The sequence below is a fragment of the Glutamicibacter sp. 2E12 genome, from assembly GCF_050030965.1.
Taxonomy (GTDB): domain Bacteria; phylum Actinomycetota; class Actinomycetes; order Actinomycetales; family Micrococcaceae; genus Glutamicibacter.
The window spans coordinates 128,981-142,077 of record NZ_CP188297.1 but is presented as its reverse complement, the minus strand read 5'-3'; the positions used below and the strand labels follow the sequence as shown (position 1 = coordinate 142,077).

Genomic DNA, 13,097 nt, shown 5'->3' with positions numbered 1-13,097 from the left:
CCGCAGCAACTGACCACTTCGGGCAGATGGGGCAACGCCACTGGCGTTGCCCCATTTTGCCTGCGTCAGCCCATGGGCCGGAGCACGTAGAGTAAAAGGCATGAAGCCCTACTTGCCGCGCGCCGCCCGCAACTACCTGGAGCAACTTCGCCGTGCGCTGGATTTCTTGACTTTGCAAGAACGCAACGAAGTCATTGAAACCACCAAGCAGGAGATTCTCCGCCTGCCTGGCGGCGGACGCCGCAAGAGCGATTTGATCCGCTTGCTCGGCGAGCCTGCCTCGCGCGCGCTCAAATTCGAACGCCATGAGCCCGAAGCCCTGGAAGTGGGCAGCGGCAAGTACTTCTTGACGCGTATTCTGGCGTGGCCAATTTTCGCTCTCGCACTGCTGACCCTGATGGTGGTGCTTTTCGCCCCGCCGCAAGCCGCCTTGGCCAACGAACAGAGCTTCGGCTTTGTTGCCGGGGGAGTTGGCGGGCTGCTGGGGCAACTCGAATTGCTGATCGGATCCCAGCTGATTTGGCTGGCGTTCATTCCGGTCATCCTCAGCCTGGTTCCCTTGTGGCTGCCCAATAGTGCCGGCACCACCATCCACATCGTCGGGGCTGTGATCATGACCGTTATCTGCGCGGCGGGTGGCGGACAGCTCTCGCTCTTTTTCATTCCGGTGACCGTGCTGCTCTGGGCACAGGTTTTCACCCCGCTGCTGATGATGCGCGGTTCCATGGCAAGCCCCGGGCCCGGCTGGCTGGTGTGCGCGGCGGTGCTGCTGATCCTGGTCCTGGGGTATGCCAGCTACCAAGGCCTGGCCAGCTTCAGCGCTGCGCCATGGCTGATCCTGGCTCCGGCCGCGCTGCTGGCCGTGCTGGCGATGCTGTTGCCCTTCCGCTGGAAGCTGGCTCATATTGCGCTGGTCGCAGCCGGCCTGCTGGTGATGGCCGCTGGATTCGTCGCTGCGCTGCCAGGAACCTACGGGGCGGTCCTGGCCTGGCCGTGGCTGGCTGGCGGCATGAGCTTCGCCGTAGGACATCTCGCGCTAGCTGCCGGCATGTGGCACGAACGAGCCAGGAAATTGCTGGCCCTGTTTTAGGAGTTTCAATACTTGTAGGCGCTTAATGGGAATTTACAGAGAAAATGCGTATATCCTCGTGACATGGCCGAGAATAAGGAAAATTCCTCTCCTGAACCGACAAAACGTGGTCGCGGGCGCCCGCGCAAGGACTCTGAATTCCAGTCCCTGAGCAAAGAGCAGCTGGCCCAGAAGGCTCTGGAAATCGCCGGTGCCGAGGGCTACGACGCGCTGACCATGCACCGTCTTGCGGCCGAATTCAATGTCACCCCGCGGGCGTTGTACAACTACGTGGCGGATCGCCAAGAAGTCATCAACCTGGCGGTGGGGCGCTTCATCTCGATCAATCCGCTGATCGAGTTCGACTGCAACGACTGGAAGCTCGGGGTGACCGAAGCGTACAACGCGACGCGCCGGGCCTACCGGGCCTACCCCCGGGCCTCGCAATTGACGCTCGACGAAAAGCTCAAGGTGGAGCCCGGCCCGTTCCGCAATGAATTGATGGAACGGATCCTCGCCTTCTTCGTGGATATCGGCCTGACGCTCAAGCAGGCAGTGGCCATGGTCCGCGCCCTGGAACGGGATGTCCTGGGTTTCGTGATGCATGTGGATTACTACTATGACCGCCGCTCGAAGGACAGCCCGGACTACGTGAGCTCGCTGGTGCCGGTCCAATTGCTTGACGCCTACCCGGAAGTTCCGACACCGCTGGCACGCCAAGCGCTCGAGCTGCCGCAGCAAGACAGCGATGACCTTTTCGGGGAAGTCGTCGAGTTGCGGTTGCTGGCCATTGCGCAGATGCTCGAGCTCAACCGGGCCGCCGAAGACCGCAAAGAATGAAATAAGCACTTCGACAGGGAATATTAGCCAGCTGGCCAACGCTGTAGGTTGAAGGACCGCAGGATTGTGCGGCCTCGAATTCGTTTGAAAGTTGGCCCATGTCCCAGAGCAAGCCGCATCCGGTACCAATTGCCGAAGAACTCTCGGCCGGAGCGCGATGGCGATTGCTGGGCGTGCTGCTGGCAGCGATGTTCATGTCGCTGGTTTCGGTCAGCATCGTCAACGTGGTTCTTCCTGCCATCGGTTCCACCCTGCATGCCACCGAATCGGACCTGCAGTGGGTATTGGCCGGATATGCGCTGACCTTCGGCGTGGTTCTGGTTGCTGCCGGACGCGCCGGCGACCTGCTGGGCCGTGGCGTGATGTTCGTGGCGGGTTTGGCGATCTTCACAGCCGCCAGCATCCTCGCAGGGCTGGCCGCGGATCCACTGGTATTGAACATTGCCCGCTTCATCATGGGCGTTGGCTCGGGCCTGCTCAACCCCCAAGTGATGGGCATGATCCAGCAGCACTTCCGTGGCGCGGCCCGTGGCCGGGCCTACGGGCTGCTGGGCACCGCCGTCGGCTTCTCGGTAGCTATTGGGCCGGTGCTGGGCGGATTGCTGATCAACTGGTTTGGAGAAGACGCCGGCTGGCGCGCAACGTTCTTGATCAACGTCCCGGTCGGCGTGCTGGCCATTGTCCTGGCGCTCCTGTGGCTGCCCAAGCCGCTGTTCAACAAGCCAGCGGGCAAGGTGGATCTGGACCCGGTTGGCGGCCTCCTGCTGGCGGTTGGCATTTTCGCCCTGCTCCTGCCATTCGTCCAGGGTCGCGAAACCCCATGGCTCTGGTCGCTGCTGGCCTTGGCAGTGCTGGTCATGGTGCTCTGGGTCTGGTGGGAGAAGAAGTACAAGAAGCTCGGGCGCGAACCAATGGTGGAATTGGCCCTGTTCAAGATCCGCAGCTTCACCAACGGCACGCTCATCGCTGGCCTGTACTTCATGGGTGTTTCCAGCGTCTGGGTACTGGTGGCCATTTACGTCCAGCAATCCCAGGGCTTCAGTGCCCTGCAGGCAGGGCTGATCTGTCTTCCCGCGGCCCTGCTCTCCGCTTTCAGCTCCGACATCGCCGGACGCTATGTCATGACCGTGGGGCGAAAAATGGTCATTGGCGGCATTCTCAGCGCCCTGTTCGGCCTGCTGGCCACCATTGCCGTGGTGGTCCTGGAGGATCGCGGGCTGCTGAGCATCTGGTGGATGCTGCTTTCGCTGGCCTTCATCGGCGTAGCCCAGGGCTTCATTATTTCGCCTAACCAGGCGCTGACCCTCATGGAAGTTCCCGTGGCCAACTCCGGCAGCGCCGGCGGCTTGATGCAGACTTCCCAGCGCGTGGGCACTGCGGTGGGCATTGCGGTGATTACCGCTGTCTTCTACGGCATGAACCACGTAGCCGGGTACTCGATCGCCATGGCGCTCTCATTCGCTGCCATTTCCCTCTTGGTCCTGGCCACCTTGCTGGTCGGTATCCTTGATCTGCGCCATAGCCATGCTGCCCGCAGCAAGCCAGTTGCCGAAGAAGTCGTTCCCGTCAGCACCGGCGTGCAGCGTACGGTGACCGGGGCAATCGAGGTTGTCGGGCCGAAGGAGCCTACCCAGCCAGTAGACTCCCAGCCGTAATCCGGTACTGGCCAGCGGGTGGGCCGAAGACCTAGGCTGGGGGATATGAAGCGATTCTTCCTGCGCACCGCGGCACTGTCTTTGGCTTTTGGCGTTGCCGCCTGCGGGGCGACCCCGGGCGAGCCGGGCGCCAGCCAGCCAACTGAAAGCGAGACCAGCGTGATACTCCAGGATCCGGTCGGCTGGTGGGGCAGCAAGGAGCAAGGCCAGCCGTGGCTGGAGCTTGCCGAAGACGGCAAGATCACCGGCAGCGATGGCTGCAACCGCCTCGCCGGCACCTGGAGCGCATCCGAAGACCTGGAATTCGCCGCGCTCGCCTCGACCAAGATGTTCTGCGAAGGCGTGGATGACTGGCTCTCGCGCGCTGCCTCCGCCAAGCTGGAGGACGGCGAAAAGATGCTTGTCCTTGACGCAGACGGGAAAGAGCTAGGAACCCTTGCCTTTGGTGGCAAGGGATCCTAGCTCTTTGCTGCTTCAGCCTGAACTATGCGCTGACGCGGTATCCGGAGATCATCGGGCACTCGAATGGATCCCGGGCCGATAGTCCGACCTTGTTCAGGTAGGTGATCACCTGCGCGTAGGATTCGCGGACACTGGCCACGGTGTACGGCACCTGGTGCTCGTCGCAGTACTGGCGCACGATGCGCGAGACGCCGGCCAGGTTGGCGCGCGGCATGGACGGGAACAGGTGGTGCTCTACCTGGTAGTTCAATCCGCCGTAGACGTGGGCGAGCACGCGGTTTCCCCAGCTGGACTTGGCCATGACATTGCGTCCGGTCAGTACCTGGCGGGAGAAGAAGTCGATGCGGGCGTCCTGGGGAACCATCGGCATGCCCTTGTGGTTCGGGGCGAAGGAGGCACCCATGTAGACGCCGAAGACTGCCAGCTGCACGCCGAGGAAGGCGAAAGCCATGCCCACTGGCAGGAAGTAGAACACGATCGCCAGGTAGATGGCGATGCGCAGTGCAATGCCGGTCATCTCGCGCTTGCGGTTCTTGACCCGGCCGGCCTTGAACAGGTACTTGATCGAATGCATATGCAGGTTCAAGCCCTCAAGGGTGAGCAGCGGGAAGAACAGGTAGCCCTGGCGGTTGGTGATCCACTTGAGCAGGCCGCGCTGGCGTTTGGCGTCCTCGGTCTGGAAGGAGATGGTGTCCCACTCGATGTCCGGATCCTTGCCCACGGTATTGGGGGTGGCGTGGTGCTTGTTGTGCTTGTTCATCCACCACTGGTAGCTGATGCCCACGACGATATTGGCCAGGAACTGGCCCAGCTTGTCATTGCGCTTGTGCGAAGCCAGGATCTGGCGGTGTGCCGCCTCGTGCGCCAGGAACGCGAATTGGGTGAGCAGCAGGCCCAAGGCTGCGGCCATCAGCAACTGGAACCAGCTGTCGCCCAGGAGGATGAAACCGGTAACGGTGCCGGCTAGCAGCACCGTCAGCACGATGCCCAACCCGAGATAGTGCCCGCGGCGGCGGCCGACCAGTCCAGCTTCGGTGACCAGCTTCTTGACGTGGAAGAAGCTCTTGGGATCGCCCGGCTTGACCGTTGGCCCTTGGGGATGGAGTGTTGCAGTGCTGCTCAAGAAAATATCCTTGGGTACTAGGCGTCGACCTCGCAGTCGAAAGAACTGAAAAACTCGGCTCCCATAGTGCCAATCCTACGTTGGATAGCTGTGAACTTGCCAGTGCAATAAGTGCCCAAGTGAGGCCTAGAAATGGGCAGTTAGTTGGCCCTGTGCAACTTCCCATCGAGCGTCCAGGCGCACATTCTCCAGCAGCCGCCGATCATGGGTGACCAGCAGCAGTGCTCCGGTGTACGCTTCCAGGGCTTCCTCGAGCTGTTCAATGGCCGGCACGTCCAGGTGGTTGGTCGGCTCATCGAGCACCAGCAGGTTCACCCCGCGGGCCTGGAGCAGCGCCATGGATGCGCGGGTTCGCTCGCCGGGGGAGAGCGAATCCACCAGGGCCGAGGACTGGTCGGCCTTCAAGCCGAACTTGGCAAGCAGGGTGCGCACCTCCGCGGCGGAGTACTCGGGCACTTCCAGTTCGAAGGCTTCGCCCAGTGGCAGGTCGCCGGGCAGCTGGGTGCGCGCCTGGTCGATTTCTCCGATATTCACCGAACTGCCCAGGGATGCCGAGCCGCTGTGCGGGGCCAGCTTGCCCAGCAGCAGGTTCAGCAAGGTCGACTTGCCTGCTCCGTTCGGGCCGGTGATGCCAATCCGGTCCCCGGCGTTGACCTGCACCGAAACCGGTCCGAAAGCGTAGTCCCCGTGGGATACCGAGGCCTCGTTGAGCGTGCACATCACCGAGGACCCGCGCTCAGCCGCGGCGATGGAGAACTGCAGGACCCATTCCTTGCGCGGTTCGGCCACTTCGTCGAGCCGGGCGATGCGCGATTCCATCTGGCGCACCTTGGCGGCCTGCTTTTCCGAGGACTCGGAGTTGGCCCGGCGGCGGATCTTGTCGTTGTCCGGCGCCTTGCGCATGGCGTTGCGCACGCCTTGCGAGGACCATTCGCGCTGGGTGCGGGCGCGGGAGACCAGATCGGCTTTCTGGTTCTCGAACTGCTCGTAGGCCTCACGGGCATGGGTGCGGTTGATGGCCCGTTCGGCAAGGTACGAGTCGTAGCCGCCTTCATAGGTGGCTACCTGGTTCTGGGCCAGGTCCAATTCGATGATGCCGGTGGTGCAGCGGGAGAGGAACTCGCGGTCATGCGATACCAGGATCACCGGCGCGCGCAGGGAATTGATGAAATGCTCCAAATGCTCCAGGCCCTCGAGATCGAGATCATTGGTCGGTTCATCGAGCAGCACCGCATCGAAGCGGGAGAGCAGCAGGGCTGCCAGAGCCACGCGGGCTACCTGGCCGCCGGACAGGGCAGTCATCTCGGTTTCTACCGGGAGGGTGAAGCCGAGCTTGGCCAGCACCTCGGGGATGCGGTCTTCCAGATCCATGGCGCCACAGGCCATCCAGTGGTCGAATGCAGCAGTGTAGGCGTCATCCGCACCGGGCTTGCCGCTGCCAAGTTCTTCGGCGGTGGATTCCATGGCGGTGGTGGCGGCGGCGCAACCGGTGCGGCGGGCCAAATACGCGGTGATGGTTTCACCTGGAACGCGGTCGTGTTCCTGGGGCATCCAGCCGATGAACGCAGAATCCGGGGCGGTGCTCACCGTTCCGGCCTGCGGGGCCGCGGCCCCGGCAAGCAGCGAGAGCAATGTGGACTTGCCAGCGCCGTTGGCACCCACTACGCCGTAGACATCACCGGGTGCGGCGGTGAAGTTCAGATTCGAGAAGAGGGTTCGGTGGGCGTGGCCGCCAGTCAGGTCCTTGGCCACGAGCGTTGCAGTCATGGCTCCAATTCTAGTTCCAGTCGGACGCGGAATATTTCCGGTGTGCCCTAGGCAATACCGGGCGAGAGTATTAGTCTATTAGCATGCATGCAGATAATAAGATTTATGCTCCGGATCCTTCCTCGGATTTCGTGGAGCTGGCCGCGAAAGTCTTCGGCTTGCTGTCCGATGCCACCCGGATCCGGATTGTGCTGCATCTGCGCCGTGCCGGTGAGCTCTCGGTCAACGCGCTCGCGGAGCTGGTCGAGAAGAGCCCTTCGGGGGTATCCCAGCACCTGGCCCGTTTGCGCATGGCGCGCATGGTGACCACGCGCCAGGACGGAACCAAGGTCCTGTACAGCCTCACCGATGAGCACCCGGCGCGTCTGGTCAGCGAAGCGATCAAGCAGGCGGAGCATTCGGTATCCAACGGACAGCTGCCGCTGCACCACGAAGCCCCGCAAGGCTAGCGGCAAAAGATACGGGAGTCGGCAAAGATGCTCGCAGTACTCAGGGACCAGGCGTACGCCAAGCTTTTCAGCGCCCAGATGATTGCGCTGCTGGGCACGGGCCTGCTTACCGTTGCCCTGGGCCTGCTGGCTTTCGATATTGCCGGCAGCAACGCGGGATTAGTGCTTGGGCTGGCTTTGACTGTGAAGATGGTCGCCTATGTGGCCGTTGCTCCTGTGGCCAATGCCCTGGTTTCCCATATTCCGCGCAAACCCGTGCTCATCGGGTCCAACATCATTCGTGGACTAGTGGCGCTCTGCCTCCCATTCGCCAGCGAAGCGTGGCAGATCTATGTGCTGATTTTCGTACTGCAATCAGCATCGGCGACCTTCACCCCCGCGTTCCAAGCGGTCATTCCCTCGATCCTGCCCGATGAGCGGGATTACACCCGGGCCTTGTCGCTGTCGCGGCTGGCCTATGACATGGAGTCGTTGGCCAGCCCGATGCTGGCGGCCGCGCTGCTGACCGTCACCAGCTACCACAACCTCTTCGCCGGGACCGTGCTCGGCTTTGCCGCGTCTGCTCTGCTTGTTGCCGCGACGCGCTTCCCGGCGATCCCGCCGCCCCAGAAGTCGCTCTTCTTCCATCGCCTCACCGGGGGAACCCGGGCATTCTGGGCGGCACGGGAACTGCGCAGCCTGATGGCGCTGAATCTGGTGGTCGCCGCGATCTCCGCCATGGTCATCGTCAACACAGTGGTGCTGGTGAAGGGGGATCTGGGCCGCTCGCACGTGGATGTGGCGCTGCTGCTCGGAGCATACGGTGCAGGTTCGATGGCGGTGGCACTGGGCATGCCGGGGTTGCTGGAGCGATTCGAAGACCGCAGCGTGATGCTCGCCGGCGCCGTGATGATGCCGCTGCTGCTGTTCGTCGGTGCCGCTGTGATCGGCTGGGGCGAGGGTTCTGGCCAATGGGCCGGGCTCCTTGGCCTGTGGCTGGCCCTGGGTGCGGCGACCGCAACTATCCTCACGCCCTCGTCGAGGCTGCTGCGCCGCAACAGCACCGAGCAAAACCGCCCCGGTGTTTTTGCCGCGCAATTTTCCTTGTCCCATGCATGCTTCTTGCTGACCTATCCGGTGGCCGGCGCCCTGGGCGCTTCGATCGGCCTGTGGGGTGCGGCTCTGGTCCTGGTCGGCATCGGAGTGGTCGGTACGGTGCTGGCATTTGCCTCGTGGCGCCCGGTAACGGTTTCGGCGCACCAGGGGTGAGATCACCGGGGCAGCAGGACCGGCAAGCGCAATTGGAGCCGGGAGCGGGGAATGACGCTGGATTCCTCCTTGCCGGCCCTTGCCCGTGCGGGGCTGGATGTGTTCGGTCGTGAAGCTGACCGGTGCCACCGGCTAACCCGGAACTTGGACGCAATGTCCCGGGCTGCGGTCCTGGGACCTCACCGCGCGGAGCGCAGCATTTCCAGGACCTGGTCCTGGCCCACTTGCCCGAAGTCCTCGTAGAAGGCTCCGACGGCAGTGAAATTTTCCGGGGTGAGCAGTTGGCAGATGCCATTGACCCGGGGTGCCAATTCGGCAGCCGTTCCAGGCGAAGCCACCGGAACTGCCAGCGTGATGGAGGCGGGAGCCAGGCCCTGGATAAGATCCAGCGCGGCCTTCATCGTGGCGCCCGTGGCCATTCCGTCATCGCAGAGCAGCAGGTCGCGCCCGGCCAGATCGGGGCAGTAGTCCTTGAAGGTGCCGGCCAGGGCCCGCAGGTCGGCACCGGTACCGCGTTCCAGGGATTCGAGTTCGTCCTTGCCGAAATACTGCGGAGCCCGGCGGTAGATCGCCTCGTTGATGTGGCGAGCGCTGCCAGTCCCGTACCGGGCCATGGCGCCGAATGCCAGTTCGGGATTGCGGGGCACCCCGAGCTTGCGCACTGCCACCGCGCCCAGGGTGGCCCCGAGGGCCTTGGCCACTTCATGAGCGATGGGCACTCCGCCGCGCAGCAAACCCAGCACGGTGTACTCGCCGGCGGGCAGCAGGGTGGACAGCTTCATGCCCAGCGCGGCGCCGGCATGGCTGCGGTTTTCGAACACTGTGCTTCTGCCTGTTGCCATAGTCCAAGTCTTGCCCAATGGCGCCCGATTGCAAGGGGGCTGCGGGAAATATCCAGCATTCCGAGTTCTGCGCGGTGATCAGGTGCCGCCACCGGATGCCGGCGAAGAAGTGCTGGCCGTGCGCGGCGGGGAGCTTGGAAGTTCGAGTCAAGGAGCTATTTCCGGGCAGGCGCGGGAGCATGAATCCTCGGGACCCGGGGTGAACCCAGGACTCGGTGCCTTGCTAGAGACCCAGGAGGGACCGGGTGCGCTGGTATTTCTCGGCCAGCCGTTGCCGGGTAGCCTGATCCAGCTGGCTTGTGCGTTCCGGGTCGGTGTTATCGGCCAGGTCCGCTTCCTTGACCAGCAAGGCCAGCGCATTGCCGCGCACCCCGGCGCAATATTCTTCCAGGCTCTGCCCGGGCCGCTTGCTCAGCAGTTCCACCGCCATGATGACCGTGTCGGGAATGCCAGCGGCACGCAGGTCCGCCGCGCTCACGTCGCAATCCTCGATCACATCATGCAACCAGGCGGCCGCGATGGCTTCTGGCGAACCGCCGAGGTCGCGCGCGTGCCCGGCCACTCGTGCCGGATGCTCGATATACGCGGCGCCGAGCTTGTCGACCTGTCCTTCGTGGGCGCCGGACGCGATGTCCTTGGCCGTATCGATCATCGATTTGTGCTCGCGCATAGTCCGCCTCGGTGGGTAGTTCCTGTCGAGTCCCACTCTACGCAGGGCGGCCGGCATTTGGGCAGGAAGCCTGATCCTTGAACTTCCACGTGCCTGCAGGGTGCAGCCGGCCGGCCCGGCGAGACGGCAGTGGCGGTGGCAGGCATGCCAATGGCCGGTCCAGCAGCCGTTGCCGGACCGGCCCGGTGTCCCAGTGCGGAACTAGCTGGAGGCTTGTCCCAAGTTCTGGAACTTTTTCTGCCGGCGCTCCAACCGATCTGCCTCGGGAATGGCAAGGGCCAGGGAGATTTCCGCAGCAATAGCCGTTCCGAGTTCCTGGCAGAACTCGCGCGGCCGGGTGGCAGCGTCATCGAACTCGTCCACCACGTGGTCCACCAGGCCAAAGTCGCACAGCGAAGCAACGCCGATCTTCTGCTGGCGGGCCATATCCGGGGCATGGCTGGTACTGCGGTGCATGATGGCGCTGGCGCCCTCGGGCGGCAACGGCGAGAGCCAGGAATTGCGGGCTGCGATGGTCCGGTCCGCCGGCAGCAGCGCCAGTGCGGCGCCGCCGGTACCCTGTCCGAGGAGCACCGACACCGAGGGGGACCGCAAGCCGATCAATTCGCTGAGCGAACGGGCAATCTCTCCGGCCAACCCGCCTTCCTCTGCCTGCACCGAGAGCTCGGCGCCGGTGGTGTCGATGATGGTGACCAGCGGCAGGCCGAGTTCCTGGGCCAGTTGCATCCCGCGGCGGGCCTCGCGCAGCGAGGCGGGCCCGAGGCTGGCCGTGTCCGGGTGCCGCGGCCGCTGCTGGCCGAGCACCACGCAGCGCTGTCCTGCGAACCGCGCCAACGCCAGCATCAGCCCGGGGTCTTTCTCTCCCTGTCCGGTTCCGTTCAAGGGCAGCGCGTCGTCAGCTGAGGCCAGCAGCATCCGGGTGTCCGGTCGGCGCGGGTTCCGGCTGGCTTGCACAGAGTGCCAGGCGTCCTCGTCCGCACTGCACGAGATGCTGCCCACCGGTGCCGGGAAGGCGCGGGAATCTTGTACGGGCTGCAGGATCTGCAGTGCCCGGTCCACTAGCTGCGGAAGGTCCTGCGGCGGGACAACCGCGTCGATCAAGCCCTTGCGGAACAGGTTCTCCGAGACCTGGACGCCCTCCGGGAAGTCCTGTCCGTAGAGTGCCTGGTAGACCCGTGGACCCAGGAAACCCAGCAGCGCCCCTGGCTCGGCAACGGTGATGTGCCCCAAAGAGCCCCAGGAGGCCATGACACCGCCGGTGGTGGGATGGCGCAGGTAGACCAGATAGGGAAGTCCTGCCGCCTTGTGCCGGCGGACCGCATCGGTGATGGCGACCATCCCCAGGAAGGCCAAGGTGCCTTCCTGCATGCGGGTGCCCCCGGAAGCGGGCCCCGCCAGCAGCGGCAGTCCGGCCGCCGTTGCGCGCTCGATGGCCGCGACAATGCGCTTCACGGCAGCCTGCCCGATGGAACCGGCCAGGAAGTTGAATTCCGAGACGATCACCGCCACTTCGCGGCCCTGGATCAGCCCCTTGCCCGTGAGCACCGATTCATCGGTGCCGCTTTTTGCGCGGGCGGCATCGAGGTCGGCCGCATAGGATTCGCTGAGCTCGGGCTGCTGCGGCTGGCTGTCCCAGGACTCGAAGGAGTCTTCATCCAAGACGATGGACAGTAGCGCCGACGCGTCAATCCGTTGGGTTCTGGTGCTCATGACTGGTCTTCCTTCCGCTCTTCGAGCCAGCGGTCCACGTCCGCTGCATCAGCATTGAGCAGGGGCGGAGCGGTATGCGCCTTGCGGGTGGTCTCCTTGCTGGTGGCGGCATCGAAGAAACGCAGGGGAGGGCCGGGCAGGCTGACCCTGCCCAGCACTTCGTGCTCCACCTCCACGACGAGCCCTTGGGAGTGGACCTGGTCCCAGTCATAGACCTCCTCGATGGAGCGCACCTTTCCCGATGGAATGCCGGCTGCGTCAAGGGAGTTGAGCAGCTGCGCCGCATCGTATGCGCTAAAAGCCCGTTCGATCAGCTCATTGAGCGCCGCGCGGTTCTCCACGCGCTGGGAGTTGCTGGCAAAGCGGGGATCCCCGGCGGGCAAACCGAACCGGGAGGCGAAGGCCTGCCAGAGCTTTTCGCTGCCGATGCTGATCTGCACTTTCCCATCGGCACAGGAATACAGGCCGTAGGGTGCAATGGAGGGATGGTGGTTGCCGATGGCTTGGGGATTCTCCCCGGCCACGGTCTGCCGGGTGCCCTGGAAGGCATGGACCCCGATGATCGAGGCCAGCAGGGAGGTGCGGACCACTTGGCCGCGACCGGTCCTTTCGCGTTCCAGCAGCGCTGCCAGCGCCCCGTACGCTCCATACATCCCCGAGAGCAGATCCGCGATGGGCACCCCGACCTTCTGCGGATCCTCCGGGCCGGAGCCGGTAATGGACATCAGCCCGGCCTCGCCCTGCAGGATCTGGTCGTAGCCGCTGCGGTGGGATTCGGGGCCGTCGTGCCCGAAGCCGGTAATGGACAGGATCACCAGCTGCGGATTCAATTCATGGAGCACCTCGACGCTGAAGCCGAGCCGGTCCAGCACGCCGGTGCGGAAGTTCTCCATGAGCACATCAGAGTTCCTGACCAGGTCGGCCAGCTTGGCTTGGTGCGCGGAATCCTTCAGGTTCAGCGCAACAGACTGCTTGTTGCGATTGCATGACAGGAAGTAGGTGGCCTGCCGGTTGTCTTCCGGCCCGACGAAGGGTGGGCCCCAGCCGCGGGTGTCGTCCCCGGTGCCCATCGCTTCGATCTTGATGACCTTGGCACCCAGGTCGCCCATCATCATTCCGGCATGAGGCCCGGCCAGTGCACGGGTCAGGTCAAGGACCACGTAGCCGCTCAGGGGGCCGGTGCCGGTGGCCAGGGTTTCTTCGGGTTGGACTGTAATCGAGCTCAAGAGATACCTCCTAGGAGTGGAAAGATTGGCGGTTCC

Annotated in this window: 12 protein-coding genes; 6 read left to right on the top strand and 6 right to left on the bottom strand. The window is 64.0% G+C overall.

The annotated features are described in order from the left end of the window. The first annotated feature begins 100 nt into the window (after positions 1 to 100). From ACP3TE_RS00585 to ACP3TE_RS00570, 4 genes are all read left to right on the top strand, one after another. Positions 101 to 1,090, top strand: coding sequence for a hypothetical protein (locus ACP3TE_RS00585; RefSeq protein ID WP_332504041.1), 990 nt, complete (start codon positions 101 to 103; stop codon positions 1,088 to 1,090). Positions 1,091 to 1,153: 63 nt separating this feature from the next. Beyond that, complete coding sequence (locus ACP3TE_RS00580) at positions 1,154 to 1,909, top strand: TetR/AcrR family transcriptional regulator (protein ID WP_402697297.1); 756 nt, start codon at positions 1,154 to 1,156, stop codon at positions 1,907 to 1,909. Positions 1,910 to 2,007: 98 nt separating this feature from the next. Next, complete coding sequence (locus ACP3TE_RS00575) at positions 2,008 to 3,564, top strand: MFS transporter (protein WP_426734825.1); 1,557 nt, start codon at positions 2,008 to 2,010, stop codon at positions 3,562 to 3,564. A 45-nt stretch (positions 3,565 to 3,609) separates the two neighbouring features. After that, positions 3,610 to 4,026, top strand: a complete 417-nt coding sequence (locus ACP3TE_RS00570; protein WP_426734823.1) for an META domain-containing protein — start codon at positions 3,610 to 3,612, stop codon at positions 4,024 to 4,026. Positions 4,027 to 4,048: 22 nt separating this feature from the next. Here the strand turns inward: ACP3TE_RS00570 and ACP3TE_RS00565 are convergent, their stop codons facing one another. After that, a complete protein-coding gene (locus ACP3TE_RS00565; RefSeq protein ID WP_426734821.1) occupies positions 4,049 to 5,149 on the bottom strand; it encodes a fatty acid desaturase family protein in 1,101 nt (366 codons plus the stop codon). 126 nt (positions 5,150 to 5,275) lie between these two features. Further along, positions 5,276 to 6,916: an ABC-F family ATP-binding cassette domain-containing protein gene (locus ACP3TE_RS00560; protein WP_332503700.1), complete on the bottom strand. Its 1,641-nt coding sequence runs from the start codon at positions 6,914 to 6,916 to the stop codon at positions 5,276 to 5,278. An 83-nt stretch (positions 6,917 to 6,999) separates the two neighbouring features. Here ACP3TE_RS00560 and ACP3TE_RS00555 point away from each other — a divergent pair, with 83 nt between their 5' ends. After that, on the top strand, positions 7,000 to 7,365 hold the full coding sequence (locus ACP3TE_RS00555) for an ArsR/SmtB family transcription factor (RefSeq protein WP_426734819.1): 366 nt from the start codon (positions 7,000 to 7,002) through the stop codon (positions 7,363 to 7,365). Positions 7,366 to 7,392: 27 nt separating this feature from the next. Continuing rightward, the gene (locus ACP3TE_RS00550) at positions 7,393 to 8,613 is read left to right on the top strand and encodes an MFS transporter (protein WP_426734817.1); all 1,221 of its coding nucleotides are present in this window, start codon (positions 7,393 to 7,395) and stop codon (positions 8,611 to 8,613) included. Positions 8,614 to 8,792: 179 nt separating this feature from the next. On the opposite strand, the gene ACP3TE_RS00545 is transcribed toward ACP3TE_RS00550, so the two are convergent. The 4 genes from ACP3TE_RS00545 to ACP3TE_RS00530 form a co-directional block, all read right to left on the bottom strand. Next, the gene (locus ACP3TE_RS00545; RefSeq protein WP_426734815.1) at positions 8,793 to 9,455 is read right to left on the bottom strand and encodes a phosphoribosyltransferase; all 663 of its coding nucleotides are present in this window, start codon (positions 9,453 to 9,455) and stop codon (positions 8,793 to 8,795) included. Positions 9,456 to 9,678: 223 nt separating this feature from the next. After that, on the bottom strand, positions 9,679 to 10,125 hold the full coding sequence (locus ACP3TE_RS00540; protein WP_426734814.1) for an HD domain-containing protein: 447 nt from the start codon (positions 10,123 to 10,125) through the stop codon (positions 9,679 to 9,681). Positions 10,126 to 10,326: 201 nt separating this feature from the next. Then, the gene (locus ACP3TE_RS00535; RefSeq protein ID WP_426734812.1) at positions 10,327 to 11,835 is read right to left on the bottom strand and encodes a carboxyl transferase domain-containing protein; all 1,509 of its coding nucleotides are present in this window, start codon (positions 11,833 to 11,835) and stop codon (positions 10,327 to 10,329) included. Further along, positions 11,832 to 13,061, bottom strand: coding sequence for a CaiB/BaiF CoA transferase family protein (locus ACP3TE_RS00530; RefSeq protein ID WP_388025827.1), 1,230 nt, complete (start codon positions 13,059 to 13,061; stop codon positions 11,832 to 11,834). Before ACP3TE_RS00530 ends, ACP3TE_RS00535 begins: the two co-directional genes overlap by 4 nt. Positions 13,062 to 13,097 lie beyond the last annotated feature (36 nt).